The 16297-nt window shown below is 51.2% G+C and carries 13 protein-coding genes and 1 pseudogene; 11 read left to right on the top strand and 3 right to left on the bottom strand.

Annotated elements, in window-relative coordinates; genetic code table 11:
* From PsWM33_RS06870 to PsWM33_RS06860, 3 genes and pseudogenes are all read left to right on the top strand, one after another.
* A pseudogene (locus tag PsWM33_RS06870) lies at window positions 1-189 on the top strand (hypothetical protein); the annotation flags it as partial.
* Complete coding sequence (gene rsmD / locus PsWM33_RS06865; RefSeq protein ID WP_063295478.1) at window positions 186-746, top strand: 16S rRNA (guanine(966)-N(2))-methyltransferase RsmD; 561 nt, start codon at window positions 186-188, stop codon at window positions 744-746. The pseudogene PsWM33_RS06870 and the gene rsmD, both read left to right, overlap by 4 nt.
* Window positions 747-1569: 823 nt before the next feature.
* A complete protein-coding gene (locus tag PsWM33_RS06860; protein ID WP_063295477.1) occupies window positions 1570-2871 on the top strand; it encodes a porin in 1302 nt (433 codons plus the stop codon).
* A gap of 99 nt (window positions 2872-2970) precedes the next feature.
* On the opposite strand, the gene mutL is transcribed toward PsWM33_RS06860, so the two are convergent.
* Complete coding sequence (gene mutL, locus PsWM33_RS06855) at window positions 2971-4932, bottom strand: DNA mismatch repair endonuclease MutL (protein ID WP_063299665.1); 1962 nt, start codon at window positions 4930-4932, stop codon at window positions 2971-2973.
* Between the two features lie 202 nt (window positions 4933-5134).
* Here mutL and PsWM33_RS06850 point away from each other — a divergent pair, with 202 nt between their 5' ends.
* Window positions 5135-5989 (top strand): TIGR01459 family HAD-type hydrolase, encoded by an 855-nt coding sequence (locus PsWM33_RS06850; protein ID WP_063299664.1) that lies wholly within the window; start codon window positions 5135-5137, stop codon window positions 5987-5989.
* A gap of 94 nt (window positions 5990-6083) precedes the next feature.
* Here the strand turns inward: PsWM33_RS06850 and PsWM33_RS06845 are convergent, their stop codons facing one another.
* Together PsWM33_RS06845 and PsWM33_RS06840 are read right to left on the bottom strand one after the other, a co-directional pair.
* Window positions 6084-6758 (bottom strand): protein phosphatase CheZ, encoded by a 675-nt coding sequence (locus PsWM33_RS06845; protein WP_063299663.1) that lies wholly within the window; start codon window positions 6756-6758, stop codon window positions 6084-6086.
* Window positions 6759-6932: 174 nt separating this feature from the next.
* On the bottom strand, window positions 6933-7316 hold the full coding sequence (locus tag PsWM33_RS06840) for a response regulator (RefSeq protein ID WP_008552155.1): 384 nt from the start codon (window positions 7314-7316) through the stop codon (window positions 6933-6935).
* Between the two features lie 281 nt (window positions 7317-7597).
* Here PsWM33_RS06840 and PsWM33_RS06835 point away from each other — a divergent pair, with 281 nt between their 5' ends.
* The 7 genes from PsWM33_RS06835 (at window position 7598) to PsWM33_RS06805 (ending at window position 16123) form a co-directional block, all read left to right on the top strand.
* Window positions 7598-8044 (top strand): MaoC family dehydratase, encoded by a 447-nt coding sequence (locus PsWM33_RS06835; RefSeq protein ID WP_057464057.1) that lies wholly within the window; start codon window positions 7598-7600, stop codon window positions 8042-8044.
* A gap of 234 nt (window positions 8045-8278) precedes the next feature.
* Window positions 8279-9280 carry a bifunctional riboflavin kinase/FAD synthetase gene (locus PsWM33_RS06830; RefSeq protein WP_063299662.1) on the top strand — a complete coding sequence of 334 codons (1002 nt, stop codon included), beginning with the start codon at window positions 8279-8281 and terminating at the stop codon, window positions 9278-9280.
* Window positions 9281-9304: 24 nt separating this feature from the next.
* Window positions 9305-10243 carry a DMT family transporter gene (locus PsWM33_RS06825; RefSeq protein WP_063299661.1) on the top strand — a complete coding sequence of 313 codons (939 nt, stop codon included), beginning with the start codon at window positions 9305-9307 and terminating at the stop codon, window positions 10241-10243.
* Window positions 10244-10405: 162 nt separating this feature from the next.
* Entirely contained in the window at window positions 10406-11380 is a 975-nt protein-coding gene (locus PsWM33_RS06820; protein WP_063299660.1) for a DMT family transporter, read from the top strand.
* A gap of 339 nt (window positions 11381-11719) precedes the next feature.
* Window positions 11720-14653, top strand: coding sequence for an isoleucine--tRNA ligase (gene ileS / locus PsWM33_RS06815; protein WP_063299659.1), 2934 nt, complete (start codon window positions 11720-11722; stop codon window positions 14651-14653).
* A gap of 27 nt (window positions 14654-14680) precedes the next feature.
* Window positions 14681-15187 carry a signal peptidase II gene (lspA, locus tag PsWM33_RS06810; RefSeq protein ID WP_063299658.1) on the top strand — a complete coding sequence of 169 codons (507 nt, stop codon included), beginning with the start codon at window positions 14681-14683 and terminating at the stop codon, window positions 15185-15187.
* Window positions 15188-15385: 198 nt separating this feature from the next.
* Window positions 15386-16123, top strand: coding sequence for a hypothetical protein (locus PsWM33_RS06805; protein ID WP_208994426.1), 738 nt, complete (start codon window positions 15386-15388; stop codon window positions 16121-16123).
* Window positions 16124-16297: the final 174 nt, after the last annotated feature.

Genomic DNA, 16297 nt, shown 5'->3' with positions numbered 1-16297 from the left:
CGTGATGGCGGCAAGCCAAGCTTTAGCAAGGGCCCTCGTGAAGGTGGTCGTGACGGCGGCAAGCCAAGCTTTAGCAAAGGCCCACGTGGCGGCAGCAAGAGCTATGGCGGCGATAAAGCGCGTGGTGGTCGCCCAGGTGGTGATCGCTCTGGCGCGCCTCGTGGAAACAAAGGCGGCAGAAAATCGTGAGAATTGTTGCTGGACGCTTTCGGGGAACTGCTCTCGCTACGCCCAAGACACAAAACACACGGCCTACCAGTGACCGGATGAGAGAGACCATTTTTAATGTGCTCGCTCATTCCTATGACAATCCGGTTCAGGACGCACGCGTTCTGGACCTGTTTGCAGGGACCGGCGCTCTTGGTCTGGAAGCGATGAGCCGTGGCGGCAAGTACTGCGTCTTTGTTGAAGAGGCCGTTGAGCCGCGTGGTCTGATCCGCCGGAATGTGGAGACCACCGGACTGATGGGCGCCACAAAGATCTTACGACGTGATGCGACATCTTTAGGGGAAGCGGGAACGATTGCCCCGTTCGACCTGGTGTTTCTGGATCCACCTTACCGCTTTGAACTCGGCGAGAAGGCTCTGTCCAGTGCCGTGGCTGGTGGCTGGCTCAATAAAGGCGCTCTTTGCATCTGGGAAGAAGATGCGAGCGTTTCTCCAGTGATCCCTGACGGGTTTGAAGGGCTGGATGTACGCCATGCGGGCGACAGTCAGATCCTCATTCTCAGGTATCTCGGCGTGTAGCCCAGAGCGACCGTATATATAAAGGGTAGAAGAAGGCCTTTCCGATGTGGTTTCGGGAAGGCCTTTTTTGTTGCCCTCCCCTCTGTGCGCTGGATAGAGGACCGCCGTGATGTGTGAAATGGCGCAGGTGGACGAGGACTGTGAGCAGAGGGGAGCATGGGGTCTTCAGCCGAATTGATTGAAACAGATCGTTGCTGTCCGACGTTCTGAGGTGATGACACTATATTGTGGCTGAGGATCTGGTCCGGTGTGGGTGGGCTAGAGGATGCATTGGCCCTCCGCCTCCTGAAAAACAGAGATTTGCGGGATTGAGGTTCACAGTTCGCATAGCGGCGCGTCAGTCCTCAAAAGAACGCAAATTCTCCCAAAACAACGCAAAATTCGAATACCTGTAAATACTATCACTATACTTATCATGGAGCGTTACACCTCCCTGATACGGACCCCATTTGTGTCTATGATTCGAATGACGCAGCTTGCATAGGAAAAGGGCTCGCAAATCTGCGTAATGATTTTTTAACGAATAATAACAATGGTTTAATTCAATTAGAAGCACCCCTGAATTGCATTTGATACATCTACCTAGTTTGGGATAAAAGCGTTGCAGGAATGAAACAGCGGTTTCGATTAGCTTGATAACTCTAGGTTATTCTTAGAGTTATTATTGCATCAACAAGCATGTGCTGGCATCAATTGCTGCAGGGAATTCGCGTACACAACAATAAAATTAGTTTTGCTTAGGCAGCATTTGGGCCGCCTTAAGTAGTTTTGTCAATAAACCTTGTTTGAGGAGTGGGTTTCTACCCGATTTAGGAGTCGAATTATGCGCCATTTTACAACTAGCGCCGCAGCAGCGCTTATGATGAGTGCCACTCCGGTCCTTGCAGCCGATCTTCCCGTTGCACCGGAGCCCGTAGAATACGTCCAGATTTGTGACGCCTACGGTACTGGATATTTTTATATTCCAGGCACTGATACCTGTTTGAGAATTCGCGGTCGTGTTCGTGCAGAATACCGTTTCAACAACTTTGGGGCGGCCCCAAGCGACTGGTCTGAGCGGACAAGAAATTCAACATCCACTCGTGCACGTGGCTACCTCCGCATGGACGCCCGAACTCAAACAGAATACGGCTTGCTTCGTGCTTACATTGATTTGTTCGGAACAGTCGACACACCTGGCTTTATTCAGGATGACAGCTCTGTTCCTAACGTGAACAATCCAGTCGGCTCTTTTGGGGTTGAACAGGACAACACTGTTATGACGCTTGATTATGCGTTCGTACAGTTTGGCGGTATGACCATCGGTCGTGCACAGTCCTTCTATGACTTCTGGACCGGTTATGCCTACGGTGCGATCACCACCGTTGCGTACTCTGACCAAAACCTCTGGCTTGCTGGTTATACCTTCGATCTGGGTAACGGCTTGTCCACCAGCTGGTCTGTGGAAGACAGAACAGCTCGCCAGCAGAACCTCTTTACCGGTGAATATCTTGACTCCACCGGATTTAACCAAGGCTACGGTGGCATGCGCTTCCCTGACCTTGTTGCTAACATCCGACTTGATCAGGGTTGGGGTTCCGCACAGATTATGGGTGCTTTGACAGAGATCCGTTATCTTGAATCTTATCCATCTGGAAAGCTTGGTTGGGCCGTCGGTGGCGGTATTGAATTCAACATTCCATGGTTTACAAGCTATCTTTCTGGCTTCCAAGGCGTCGTCCAAGCAACTTTTGCTCAAGGTGCCTTAGGCTACGTTAACAGCGACTGGCAGAACGTAGTCTGGGATGCAACCTCACTTACAGATGGCGAAGACGGGATTTCAACCGCTTGGTCTATTGCATGGGGCTTCCAAGCTGATTTTTCTCCTGAGTGGAATGCGGCCATTCAAGCCTCTTTCGCCAACGTTCGTCCAAATCAGCTCTGGAATCAAAATCAATGGGATGTAGTTGGTAAGATTGGTTGGACACCAGTGAGCGGCTTCGAAATCGGCACTGAAGTTGCGTATCGTAACCTAGGTTTGGGTGATCTTTATCCAGATAACACAATCAACAATGGTAACCCAACTCGCCCAATCGGCCAACAAGATATCATCTCAATCCTGCTCCGTGTTCAACGGGACTTCTGAGGCCACATGTCAGAACCCATCGATTGCCTAGTGTAATCGAGAATACGAACTGGAAGAGGCGGATCATTGATCCGCCTCTTCTGGTTTTTGTCGTAAAAACTAGTGACGACCAAACAAGCGCTCAATATCAGAGAGCTTCAGCTCGATCCATGTTGGTCTGCCGTGATTGCATTGCCCAGATTTTGGCGTTGCTTCCATATCGCGAAGCAGATTGTCCATTTCTTCAGGTCGCATTCTCCGCCCTGCTCTGATTGATCCGTGACATGCCATTGTTGCGGCAACCAGATCCAGCTTCTCTCTGATGCGGGTTGAGCTGTCGAACTCCGCAAAATCGTCGGCAAGGTCCTGCACAAGCGCTTTGATATTAAGGCGTTTGAGCATGGATGGGGTTTCTCGCACTGCAATTGCCCCCGGCCCGAAACGCTCCAGAACAAGGCCAACTTCTTCAAGCTCAAGCGCACGCTCTTCCAGTCGTGCGACATCCTCTTCGGGGAGATCGACAATTTCCGGGATGAGCAGCATCTGCCGAGACACATCGCGCTTCGACAAATCCTCTTTCAGCTGTTCATAAACAAGCCGCTCATGGGCTGCGTGCTGGTCTACGATGACCAACCCGTCTTTGGTTTGCGACACGATGTAAGTTTCGTGGATTTGTGCTCTGGCGGCACCAAGCGGGAAGTTTTCCCGGTCTTCCGGTAACTGATGTCCGTGGGCTCGCGAGTCTGCGGATGGCACGTCGACCAGTTGGTAGGCCTGTGCGCCCTGCTCGTTCGCTGGCAACTGAGACTGCGATTGATCCATTGGTGCTGAATAAGGTGCATTGGCTTCCATCAGACCCAACTGCATTTCGCTGGATCCGACTTCCGGGATATCTGTAGCGCTCCACACACCTGCGGGACCTTCTTCCGGTCGATAGGACGATTGTTGCCATGAGTAGTTTTGAGGGGCTTCTCTATTGCCTTGGGGCGTATGCATAGACTCACCAGAATGAACATTGAAGCCTGCGCTTTGTCCCATTGGGCGGATGGCGTTGATTGCAGATTGGGTGTTTGCAGTGGATGCCCTGAAGCCAGACTGAACGAAGGCATTCTTCAGTGCACCAATCATCAATCCACGAACCAGCTGGCCATCTCGGAAGCGTACGTCTGCCTTTGCTGGATGTACGTTTACATCCACTTGGTGAGGGTCAAGATCAATGTTGAGCACTACAATCGGGTGGCGATCACGAGATAGCACGTCTGAGTATGCTGCCTTCAGGGAGCCTAAGAGCAATTTGTCTCTGACTGGGCGGCCATTTACGAAGAAGAACTGGTGCTGTGAGTTGGCGCGGTGGAAGGTCGGCAGGCCTGCATAACCGTACAGATGTACCCCTTCCCTCAGCGCCTCAATCTCCATAGCGTTCTTTGTAAACTCAGCGCCCAGTATTTGTCCGATCCGAGCGAGATCTGCGTCATCTCCTGTACAAGCTGGCAGTTCCAGCTGCCGGCGGTCTGATCCAGAGAGGGTGAACCTGACAGTTGGGTTTGCAAGAGCGATGCGCTTGATGATTTCCGTGATCGCGGTTGCTTCAGCACGGTCGGACTTCAGGAACTTCAGACGGGCGGGCACAGAGAAGAAGATATCTTTCACTTCTACGCGTGTTCCGGAGTTCAATGCAGCTGGTTCAATATCATTGTCCTGGCCGCCTTCAACTTCGATTTTCCAGGCGTGAGGTTCCGAGGCATGGCGTGTGGTTATTTCCAGACGTGAGATCGCGCCAATGGATGGCAGCGCTTCTCCGCGAAAACCCATAGTCCGGATGTCCATGAGATCATCTTCAGGCAGTTTGGATGTGCAATGGCGGCGGACGGCGAGCTGAAGGTCTTCCTTCGTCATGCCTGCACCATTGTCTGTGATGCGCAGCAGGCTTTTACCACCGGTCGCGGTGACGATCTCGATGCGCGTTGCACCAGCATCAACTGCGTTTTCAACCAGCTCCTTGACGACACTTGCAGGCCGCTCGATCACTTCACCAGCGGCAATTCTGTTAATTGTCGTATCGCTAAGTTGTCTTACCGCCATAACCGCTCCGTCTCAAAGATTGTTCTGCATATACATGGCGCATCCAAATCATATTTGTGACAGAGATTTGCGCTCAGTATCAATGCAAGATGAGCAGTGATTATATCTACTTGTCGTCGCCACCTGCTCAGGCTATGAGGATTTGGCTCAACTCTACTCTTTTTTCAAGAGCGTATCCAAGTTTCCTCCAAGAGAACATCATATGAAGCAGCAATCCCCCATCACTGGCCTCAGCCAGATTGCAGATCAGTTCAACGGCATTCTATGTGATGTCTGGGGTGTTTTACATAATGGCGTGAGTGCTTTTCCGGCAGCAATTGACGCTCTTGAGACCTATAAGACGCGTTGTGGCAAGCCTGTTGTTTTGATCACCAATGCACCGCGTCCATCCCATGAGATTGAACAGCATCTTCGCAGTTTGGGTGTTCCGCAGACCTGCTATGACTCAATTGTCTCGTCAGGCGATGTTGTTCAGGCTGATCTTCGAGCCATAGATCACGCAAAAGTCTATCATATTGGACCCAAAAAGAATCATAGCCTGTTTCATGGTGCAAGTTTTGACTTTGTGGAGCCAAATGCTGCGGACATTATCGTATGTTCAGGTTTGAATGACAGGCGCGCCGAAGAGCCTGAAGACTATCGTTTTCATTTTGAAGAGTTATTGAAGCTGGACCTGCCACTCATTTGCGCTAATCCAGACATTGTTGCTGAACAAGGCGACAAGTTGGTCTGGTGTGGAGGCGCACTCGCAAAGCTTTATGAGGAGATGGGTGGCCGCGTCATCATTACGGGCAAGCCTTTTCATCCGATCTACGATATGGCGCGGGCAGAGCTGAATGTGTACGCAGGCAGAGCGCTTGAAAAAACTGAAATTCTAGCAATTGGTGACGGTTTACCGACTGATATCAAAGGTGCAAATGCTCAGGGCATCAACGCATTGTTTTTGACGGAAGGTATTCATGCAGCGGATCTGACAGGGGATGCTGAAGCCGTTGAAAGCATGCTTAAGGCAGAAGGCCTGCATGTGCACAGTTTTATGGGGCGCCTGAGCTGGTAAGACTAAAGCAGTTTGCACCATTTCAGGTCAACAAACTGCTTTTAGATTTCTTGTTGGTGGGCAGTGCTCACTGACAAATTGATCGCAAGTAAAATCAGGCGAACAGCTTGTCGATATCGTCCTGCTGCACATCACCGAGCATAGCATCAATCTCATCCTGAGAGACGCCTTCACCCTTGTGCTGCGGGCCATGGAGGATCAGCTCACGCTTGCGGCGCTCTTCATCCGTTTCTTCGCCGCCCTGTTCGTTATTAGCTTCTTGCTCAAGGCGTAAACGTTCGACGAAGTTGGAAACACGCTCATCAATCGTATTCAGGGTGCTGACAACTTTAGAAATGCGTTGTCCAGTAATATCCTGAAACGCGCAGGCCTGAAAAATCTCCATAACCTGATTGTTGACAGTGTCCTGATAGGTCTGAGTGTCCTCAGGATCAGCTGCCATGATGGCCTCAGCTGCTTCCATGATTGAATGTGTTGCTTCCTCTGTTGAAGAAACAATAGCATCTAGCTCCCGACCAGCGTCAGGGATATGATTATCTCTCATATCTGCGACACGAAGCTTACTGATTTCGGCTTTCATCCGCGCAATTTCCGCGCCGATTTCTGCCAGTTCCACGGTCACAGCAGGTTGGATGTGCTCAATGATGTCCCCCATTGAACCTGTCATAACCTCTGCAAGGCCCATCACATCAGTTAGTGTGACTTCGCTAGATTTCTCACGGCTTTCTTCCAGAAAATCGATGAGTTGCTGAATATCAATTTTGGTCAAAACACTTCCCTTTGCCTGTGTAGGGAACGTCTCCTCCAGCAGGCAAAATCGCCTGCCGGGTCAGAGCTCTACCCAACCTTGTAACCGGTCAGTTGGGTGCACAGAAGGGTTTGGGGCGCTCTCGTTATCGCGTCCTCACCCCAGCCCATATTCTTCAATTGTGCGCAAAGCAAATTAGTCCGCGAATACCGCTTCGATTTTGCCTTTAAGAGTTTGCGCGTTAAACGGCTTAACGATGTAGTTGTTAACCCCTGCCTTTTTGGCAGCGATCACGTTTTCCGTTTTAGACTCAGCCGTCACCATGATGAATGGCGTCTTACACAGAGCAGCATCCTGCCTGACCTGCTTGAGCAGCTCGTAGCCAGTCATAGGTTCCATGTTCCAATCCGAGATCACCAGGCCGTAGCGGCGCTGCTTCATTTTCTCGTAGGCCTCAGTGCCATCAGCCGCATCATCGATGTCCGTAAAGCCAAGTTGCTTCAACAAGTTCCGAATGATTCGAATCATGGTCTTATAATCATCGACAACCAGAATTGGCATCTGAAGATCAAGGGCCATGTACAACTCCATATTCTCAAGAGGCTGTCGTTGCCTCTCTGCTATACTCACGGCGACCACGACATTGTTCGGTCACACTGGACGCAGGTGTCCTTCCAAAATAAAAGGGGTCCCCACCAATTCAACTTCGCGAAATTAACCGCCCTACGTTATAGTTAGGTTAATTTCTCCAATACGATTTCAATAATGCTAAAAGCCTAATTGTTTTTTAGAGGTCCGCTTACTAGCGTTTCCGCGCGTTTTACCGGCAATATTGCCTGTGGTTAATTCGAGGAAACACTATGCTCAGCCTTCGTCCACTCGCTTATGAAGACCTTTCAGTCGGCATGACCGAAGTTTTCGTAAAGCACGTCAGCTCTCAAGACATCGTAGGATTCGCAGAGGTTTCCGGTGACAGAAACCCAATCCATTTGTCGGAGCATTTTGCAGCAAAGACCCCTTTCAAAACTCGTATTGCGCACGGTCTTTACACTGCGAGCCTTATCTCAGCCGTACTTGGAACGCGATTACCGGGCCCAGGTGCAATTTATTTGTCTCAATCTTTAAATTTTCGCGCGCCTGTGTATATCGGCGACGATATTGAGGTGCGCGTGAGCGTTGCAGAGCTGATCGACAAGGGCAATCGCGCCCGGTTAGATTGCCAATGTCTGGTCGAAGGCAAGGTGGTTTTGGAGGGGGAAGCGATGGTCAAAGTCCCTGCCCGCGCCGATATGGATATTCCGCTTTAAGATGAAATTCCTGCACAGGACCTGAAGTTTCTTGTGTCCGGCCCGGCAAACTCCATCTCAAGAGCTTGACGGGGCGGACTTCTCACGGCACCGTCTCGCAAAATTCCAGATGTTTGGAGTATGCTGCGCTCTACGCATTCGCGCGTCAGACTCTGAAACTCTCTATTCACGCGTATTTTAATCCGAAAACCGGAGCCACTTTTCGGTAATACGCTCAAGCGGGAAGTACAGTTCATGGGTGAGCCAATCAAACAGGCGCATTCTTTTCAGCATATTACCGACCTTGTGCAGTTTCCCGACAAACTGCGCGGCGGCGTTGTTGCTATTGGGAATTTTGATGGTGTTCATCGCGGACATCGGGCTGTCCTTGATTTAGCGCGTGATGAAGCTGCAAAGCGTGGTGTTCCGGCCCTCGCCATGACTTTTGAACCACACCCACGCACCTTTTTCCGGCCTGATCAGCCTGTGTTTCGTTTGACGCCTTCACATGTCAAAGCAGAGATCTTTGAAGCGGAACATCTGGATGGCGTGATCGAACTGCCCTTTACAAAAGAGTTTGGCGGTATGGCCGCTGAAGATTTTGTGAAGGACATTCTGGTTGGGCGCCTTGGCATTTCCCAGAGCATCACTGGCTATGACTTCCACTTTGGGAAGGGGCGTCAAGGAACTCCTGAATTTCTTGAGCAAGCTGGTGAAGCCCATGGATTTGCTGTGACCATCGTTGGCGCAGAAGGTGATGAGGGGGGAGAGATCATCTCTTCCAGCCGTATTCGTGCCGCTCTTGCTGAAGGCGAGTTGGCAGTGGCGAACGGCTTGCTTGGATATCGTTATTTTGTTGAAGCGACCGTTCAACACGGTGAGAAGCGTGGCCGCGAGTTGGGATACCCAACTGCGAACCTGAAGCTTGCCGATAATTGTGAGCTGAAAGAAGGCGTTTATGCCGTTCAGATCAAAATTGACGGCGTGATGCATAATGGTGTGGCCAGTTTTGGCCGTCGTCCAACATTTGATGATGGCGCACCGCTGCTTGAAGTGCATGTGTTTGACTTCACTGGTGACCTATATGAAAAGCAAGTCACAGTCTGCTTCGTCGGATTTATCCGTGCCGAACTTAAATTTGACGGTATTGAAGCCTTAATTAGCCAAATGGATCAGGATAGTGCTGAGGCACGGGCAATGATTGCCTCCATGCGCCCGCTCTCTCATCTGGACCAAATGCTCAATGCCGACGGGTAGTCACCCCCTTTAGAAAGATAGTTCATGACATCAGCGGCTACGAGAGCTGGCACTGCCAGCTCTGATAATGTGTTGCATGGCGTGCTGCTGATGATGTGCGGGTTGCTCATTCTTTCGAGCACCGATGGCGTGGTGAAATACCTCTCAGAGTTTTTCTCTCCTTTGACGGTAGCGTTCTTCCGCTTTGCCGTGCAGCTCGCCATAATTCTGGCGATTGCTACTTTTCGAAAACGGAGCTGGCTCAGTCTTTTGAGAGAGACCACCCTGCCCTTGTTCTGCCGTGGCTTGCTGCTTGCGGTCGGCTCGGTGTTCATTGTGTTTGGGTTGAAGTACTTGCCATTGACAGATGCGACGGCAATTTTCTTTGTGCAGCCGGTTATTCTTGTTGTTCTGTCCTCAGTCTTTCTGAAGGAGAGAGTTGGGCCAAAACGTTGGCTGGCGGTATTGATTGGGTTTGCTGGTGTGCTTGTGATCATGCGCCCTGGTACTGGCGTCTTTCAACCGGCGAGCCTTCTCGTTTTAGCTGCTGCTTTTACATTTGCCTGCTATCTGATGCTGACACGCAAGCTCTCCGGGCAATCCTCTCAGCTCGCCATACAGTTCGCGACTGGCTTTGCTGGCAGTCTCTTTATTTTGCCGATCATCATTTATGCTTGGCTGACTGGTTTTGGTGGAGATCTGGTGATTGTCAATCAGGAGGCCAACTTTACTTTGCCAACAATCCTGTTGTTCTGTCTTGGTGCCACTGGCCTGATCGCGCATGTTCTGCTGGTCAAAGCCTTTGAGAGAGCACCGGCATCCGTGTTGGCTCCAATCAATTACGTTGAGATTTTCTCCGCAACTACAATCGGTTACCTGGTCTTCAATGAAATCCCAGACGAGTTTGTCTGGGTTGGCGTTGGTATGCTCATCTGCAGCGGACTGATACTTGCAAATACAGAGAGAAAACCCCCTCCCTCATAATATTGAGGGGCGGAACAGATACTCTTTAGATAACTGCACTGAATAGCCCGCTACCGGCACTTTCTTTTGGTTGCGCAAAGGAATAGCTGGTGCGTCAATATAGGCCCTTACCCTCTGCGCTGGCTTTGATATGTCAGCGTATCCCCATTATCCGAGAGCAACATGACAACAACAACCGCCTCGACAGATAGTCATACCTCTAATGCCGGGCTACATGGCATTTTGTTTATGGTCGCCGGAATGTCACTGGCGCCGCTGATGGATGGCACAGCCAAGTATCTTAGCGCGTTTATCTCACCGGTTGAGGTGTCGCTTGGTCGCTTTTTGTGTCAGGCAATTATTGTTCTTGTGATTGCGGGGTTCATGGGTCGTTCGTTCGGCTCTTTGATGAAGGAGGTCAATCGTATTCAGCTGGTGCGCGGCGCTTGTCTCGCGATTTGCTCCATCTTCTTTTTCACTTCTCTTAAGTACATGCCTTTGGCGGATGCGATTGCGATCTTCTTTGTGCAGCCGATGATCCTGACTGTACTTTCGGCTGTTGTTTTAAAGGAAAAAGTAGGCGTGCGCCGTTGGGCAGCCGTTGTGGTTGGCATGATCGGGGCTCTGATCATTATCCGTCCAGGATCCAGCGCTTTGGGTTGGCCATCTCTGTTGCCCCTTGCAGCAGCGACCTCCTTTGCAGTTTATCTTGTTCTGACACGCAAACTGGCAGGGAGTGCCTCTTTGCTTGGCATTCAGTTCGCGACGGGTGTTGCTGGCGTTTTGACGCTTACACCGCTTGTTATCATCGCAAGCCTGCTTGGGTTTGAAGCAGCCGCGTGGACGAAACCAGACCTCACTCACCTACCGCTGTTCGTGTTGATGGGCATTATCTCATTTGCCTCCCACGGGTGTATTGTGCTTGCGTTTGACCGAGCCCCTGCCTCCGTTCTTGCACCGCTCAGCTATACAGAGATCATCAGTGCAACAATTGTGGGCTTCGTGCTGTTTGGGGACATTCCTGACATGTTTGTCTGGCTGGGTGTGGCTTTGATCTCAGGCGGCGGGCTTTACATTGCACACCGTGAACGGACAGCTGCGAAGCGTCAGGCGGAGAGCGAAGAGCTTGTCGACAGTTCACCCAAGCGCCATTACTGACTTCAGTGCGGCAGCTCCGGCCTTCAGGAAAATTGCCCTTGGTCTTGAGAATATTGAGCTTTGTTGTTAGAGGCTCTTTATTCCTAGGATAAGCGCTGCTAAAAGCACTCATTATGTTAGCCGAGTTTGAAGATAACAGGACTACTCCTTTGACCTTACTCAAGGTGTGCCAATTTCGAATTATTGGCCCGGCCTTCAGTTGAGACGCCCGCTGGCGCCCTGAAGTACCGGGAGACCTCCAACCGTCACAGAGACGGCGGGATTTTCAAACTTGCGCAAATTCCTGCGCTTTACCAAATGCCTATGGGCAAACAAATGCCCACATAAGCGGACTGCCAAATGACCGATACACCGAGCCGCGATTATTCGGACACGCTCAACCTGCCTAAAACTGATTTCCCAATGCGGGCAGGCCTTCCAAAGAATGAACCCAAGATCCTCGCCAAATGGTTGGACAAGGACCTTTACAAGGTGATGCGCGATCAATCCGCGGGTCGCCCTAAGTTCATCCTGCATGATGGCCCTCCTTATGCGAACGGCAACATCCATATTGGTCATGCGCTGAACAAGACCCTGAAGGACATCATCAATCGCTCCATGCAGATGCAGGGCTTTGATGCGAACTACGTGCCTGGCTGGGATTGTCATGGTCTGCCGATCGAATGGAAGATCGAAGAGCAGTATCGCAAAAAAGGCAAAAACAAAGACGCTGTGCCGATCAACGAATTCCGTAAGGAATGCCGTGAATTTGCGGACAAGTGGATTGATGTTCAGCGCGAAGAATTCAAGCGCCTTGGCATTGAAGCAGACTGGGACAACCCATATCTGACCATGCGCTACGACAGTGAAGCTGTGATTGCGAAAGAACTGATGAAGTTCGCAACATCCGGCCAGCTGTACCGTGGCTCTAAGCCTGTAATGTGGTCCATTGTTGAGAAGACTGCTCTTGCTGAAGCGGAAGTGGAGTATGAAGACCATATCTCTCACACCATCTGGGTAACCTTCCCGATTGTGTCTGGTAATGAAGCGCTGATCGGCAAGAAAGTGGTTATCTGGACAACCACTCCATGGACCATCCCTGCGAACCGCGCGATCTCGTTCTCTAACGACATCAGCTATGGCATCTACAAGGTGACTGAGGCTGCTGAAGACAACTGGGCGAAGGTTGGCGAAGAGTTCATTATTGCAGACAAGCTTGCTGAAACTGTTTTTGAAGCCTCCCGCGTTGATGCCTATGAGCGTGTTTCCGATGTTGATGTGAGCACCATCGAATACTGCGCGCATCCGCTACGTGGTGCAGAAGGCGCTGGCGACTATTTCGACTTCAACGTGCCGATGCTTGCCGGTGAGCATGTCACCGATGATGCTGGTACTGGCTTCGTCCACACGGCTCCTGGTCATGGTCAGGAAGATTTCCAGATGTTCCTGGACAACCGGGAAGCCTTTGCAAAAGCTGGTACTGAACAGGTTCCAATGACCGTTCAGCCGGATGGGTCTTACTATCCGCATGTGCCGCTGTTTGAAGGCAAATACATCCTTGACCGTAAAGGTAAAGAAGGCTCCACCAACACAGCTGTTATTGAAAAGCTTGTTGAAGTTGGCGGACTGATGGCTCGTGGCCGTGTAAAGCACTCCTATCCGCATTCCTGGCGCTCTAAAGCCCCGCTGATCTTCCGTAACACGCCGCAGTGGTTTGTTTACATGGACAAGGAACTTTCTGAGGAAGCCAAAGGTGACACTCTGCGCGCCCGAGCGCTGAAGGCAATCTCTGAGACACGATTTGTGCCTGCAACCAGTAAGAACCGTCTGCAGCCAATGGTCGAAGCGCGGCCTGACTGGGTTCTTTCCCGTCAGCGTGCCTGGGGCGTGCCGATCACCGTGCTTGTAAACAAGGAAACTGGTGAAGTTTTGAAGGACGAAGCGGTCAACGCACGTATTTTTGAGGCTTTCCAGAATGAAGGTGCGGATGCATGGTTTGAAGAAGGCGCAACACAGCGCTTCCTTGGCGATGCATATGATGCTGAGGACTTCGAGAAAGTCGAGGACATCCTCGACGTATGGTTCGACTCCGGTTCAACTCACGCCTTCTGCATGGAACGTCGTGAAGACCTGAACCCGAACCGTAAGGGTCTGGGTGGTGATGACTACGTTCTGTACCTTGAAGGTACCGATCAGCACCGCGGCTGGTTCCACTCTTCCCTCCTGGAAAGCTGTGGTACCCGTGGTCATGCGCCATATGATGCTGTGTTGACCCATGGTATGACCATGGACGCGCAGGGCCGCAAGATGTCCAAGTCTTTAGGTAACACGGTTGCGCCTCAGGATGTCATCAAGCAGTACGGTGCTGATATCCTGCGTCTGTGGGTTGGTTCTGTTGATTACGCAGAAGATCAGCGCCTTGGTCCTGAGATCATCAAGACCAACGTTGATGCTTACCGCAAGATGCGTAACACCCTGCGCTTCATGCTTGGTACTCTTGGTCACTATAACGGCGAGGAGATTGCTCTTGCCGACATGAGTGAGCTTGAGCTGCTGATGCTGCACCGTCTGGCCGAGCTGGATGTGCTGGTTCGTGATGCTTATCAGGCGTTCGACAGCAAGCGCGTGTTCTCTGCTCTGTTCAACTTCATGACTGTTGAGCTCTCCGCGTTCTACTTCGATATCCGCAAAGATGCGCTGTATTGCGATGCCCCATCTTCCACGAAGCGCAAAGCCTCTCTTTATGTGATTGAGCAGCTGTTCCGTCACCTGACAATGTGGCTGGCACCAATCCTGCCATTCACCATGGAAGAGAGCTGGATCTACCGTTACGGTGAAGCGACAACTTCTGTGCACCTGCAGCAGTTCCCTGCTGTTTCTTCTGCGTGGAGAAACGATGAACTGGCTGCGAAATGGGAGAAGGTTCGTGCGGTGCGCCGTGTGATCACTGGTGCATTGGAAATTGAGCGCCGTGAAAAGCGGATCGGTTCTTCTTTGGAAGCACATCCAACCGTTTACATCTCAGATGCAGACCTGATGGCTGCTCTGGACGGGCTGGACGCTGCAGAAATCGCGATCACATCCCAGCTGAACCTGTCCTCTGACAGCGCTCCTGAAGGTGCGTTCACGTTGGAAGACACTGCTGGTGTTGGCGTTGTGCCAGGTCTTGCTGAGGGCAACAAGTGTGCCCGCTCCTGGAAGATCCTGCCAGAAGTTGGTGCAGACGCTGAGTATCCTGAGCTGACACTGCGCGATGCGGATGCAATGCGCGAGCTGGATGGCACGACTGTTTAAGCAAACGATGTGACGAGGGAATTAACCTTGAAGAAACTGAAGTTTTGGGGACATCACAGTTCCCTCGTCCTCCTCCTTGCCATAGCTGGTCTGGTTGTTGATCAGATTGCCAAGTTCTGGGCTGTCGCTCATTTCTCAGGTGGTGGCATTCCTACAATCCCGGTAGGCCCTTTTCTGGATCTGGTTCTGGTCTGGAACAAAGGCGTTTCCTACGGATTTTTCCAGCAAACGACAGAGCTTGGCCGCTGGGGATTGGCAGCCTTTACGGTTGTTGCCTCAGTTTTCATCTGGTTCTGGAGTGCGCGCGCAAGTAACCGGCTGGAAGGTTTCTGCCTCGGGCTGGTTCTCTCCGGCGCCCTGAGCAATGGTTTTGACCGCCTCTATTATGGCAAAGTCGTCGATTACCTCTATTTCCATGTTGGGGAATTTTCCTGGTACGTCTTCAATCTTGCCGATGCATGGATTGTTATTGGCGCTGCTGGTTTGCTGCTCGACACCTTATTTATTGGCAAAAATAAGGATAGCCAGCCCTAAAACTGCCTAATTCTCAATTATATGTGGGGAATATCGGGTGCTTCTGGGCATAACTACACACTTAGGGCCTTCATGGTTTCGTGATTCCTGTTTTAAGGTGGCATCACTGGATTATGAGGACTACAGATTTCGCAGGCTGTCATTTGACCCGTGATGCCTGTCAAACGCCGTTTTGATGGTGATCGGGAAACAAGGGTAATGAAATTGCAAAGCCGTAGCAAAAAATTCGTTGTTCGGGCCACTTTTGTTTGCGGGCTCTCTCTCGCACTATCCGCCTGTATGACAGGTAATGGTGACTTCGATGATGGCACTGAAACCACCGATTTGAGTTTGATGACTGGTGTCTTGAGCGCCGTTGGTCTTGAGTCTCAGAAAAACACTGACATCAAGTACAAAGAGCGCGCTCCGCTTGTTATGCCGACACAGGCTGGCAACCTTCCGCGGCCAGATTCCCGCAAGCTTTCTGAAGTTGCTAGCAACTGGCCGGTTGACCGCTCCAAGGAAGAACTTGAAGAGATCCGCGCGTTCTACAAGGTAGAGCCAGGTGAGCCTTTGAGCATTGAGCAAATGCGCGGCCACCCTGCGTTGGAGAAAGCAGCGGCTCGCCCTCGCGATTTCGCAGCTGAGAAACGTCAGCAGCAGCTTCTTGATGGTGACAAGCTGAGCCCGACTGAACTTGCAGCTCTTGGCAAGCAATATCAGGCTGCCAAAAAACAGCTTGGTGGCAAAGATGTGGAAGCACCGATTTGCGCACCTGGCGACCCAAGTTGTACGCCGACACGCAAATACCTGACCGAGCCTCCAGTGGCTTACTCCACTCCTGTTGCAGGCGTTGCTTTTGCGACCCCGGAAGTGGACGAAAGCGAAGAAGTTCGCAAAAAGCGTGAAGCAGCAGCAATTGAAGACGGCGCTCGTATCGATATGAGCAAGCAGTAAGAACTTCTCTAACAGAGAGTTCAAGTCTTACTGAAAGCCTGAATAAACTATGAAGCAAGCGCGACGATGTTCGCGCTTTTTTCATTATAGCTGCAATAGATTACGAATAATTCACGAGGAGATTAACCACAATCACGGTATAGGTAGGACAGCTGTGTCCTGCTCATTTTAAAG

Source organism: Pseudovibrio sp. WM33, assembly GCF_001623165.1.
In the GTDB taxonomy this organism is placed as follows: Bacteria; Pseudomonadota; Alphaproteobacteria; order Rhizobiales; family Stappiaceae; genus Pseudovibrio.
Note: the sequence above shows the minus strand (reverse complement) of the source record. Positions and strands in the feature narration are given on the sequence as shown.

Bases quoted from the DNA above. Each gene is read 5' to 3' on its own strand.
- PsWM33_RS06860 (WP_063295477.1), top strand. From the start codon at position 1,570: ATGCGCCATTTTACAACTAGCGCCGCAGCAGCGCTTATGATGAGTGCC.
- mutL (WP_063299665.1), bottom strand. From the start codon at position 4,932: ATGGCGGTAAGACAACTTAGCGATACGACAATTAACAGAATTGCCGCT.
- PsWM33_RS06850 (WP_063299664.1), top strand. From the start codon at position 5,135: ATGAAGCAGCAATCCCCCATCACTGGCCTCAGCCAGATTGCAGATCAG.
- PsWM33_RS06840 (WP_008552155.1), bottom strand. From the start codon at position 7,316: ATGGCCCTTGATCTTCAGATGCCAATTCTGGTTGTCGATGATTATAAG.
- PsWM33_RS06835 (WP_057464057.1), top strand. From the start codon at position 7,598: ATGCTCAGCCTTCGTCCACTCGCTTATGAAGACCTTTCAGTCGGCATG.
- PsWM33_RS06830 (WP_063299662.1), top strand. From the start codon at position 8,279: ATGGGTGAGCCAATCAAACAGGCGCATTCTTTTCAGCATATTACCGAC.
- PsWM33_RS06825 (WP_063299661.1), top strand. From the start codon at position 9,305: ATGACATCAGCGGCTACGAGAGCTGGCACTGCCAGCTCTGATAATGTG.
- PsWM33_RS06820 (WP_063299660.1), top strand. From the start codon at position 10,406: ATGACAACAACAACCGCCTCGACAGATAGTCATACCTCTAATGCCGGG.
- ileS (WP_063299659.1), top strand. From the start codon at position 11,720: ATGACCGATACACCGAGCCGCGATTATTCGGACACGCTCAACCTGCCT.
- PsWM33_RS06805 (WP_208994426.1), top strand. From the start codon at position 15,386: ATGAAATTGCAAAGCCGTAGCAAAAAATTCGTTGTTCGGGCCACTTTT.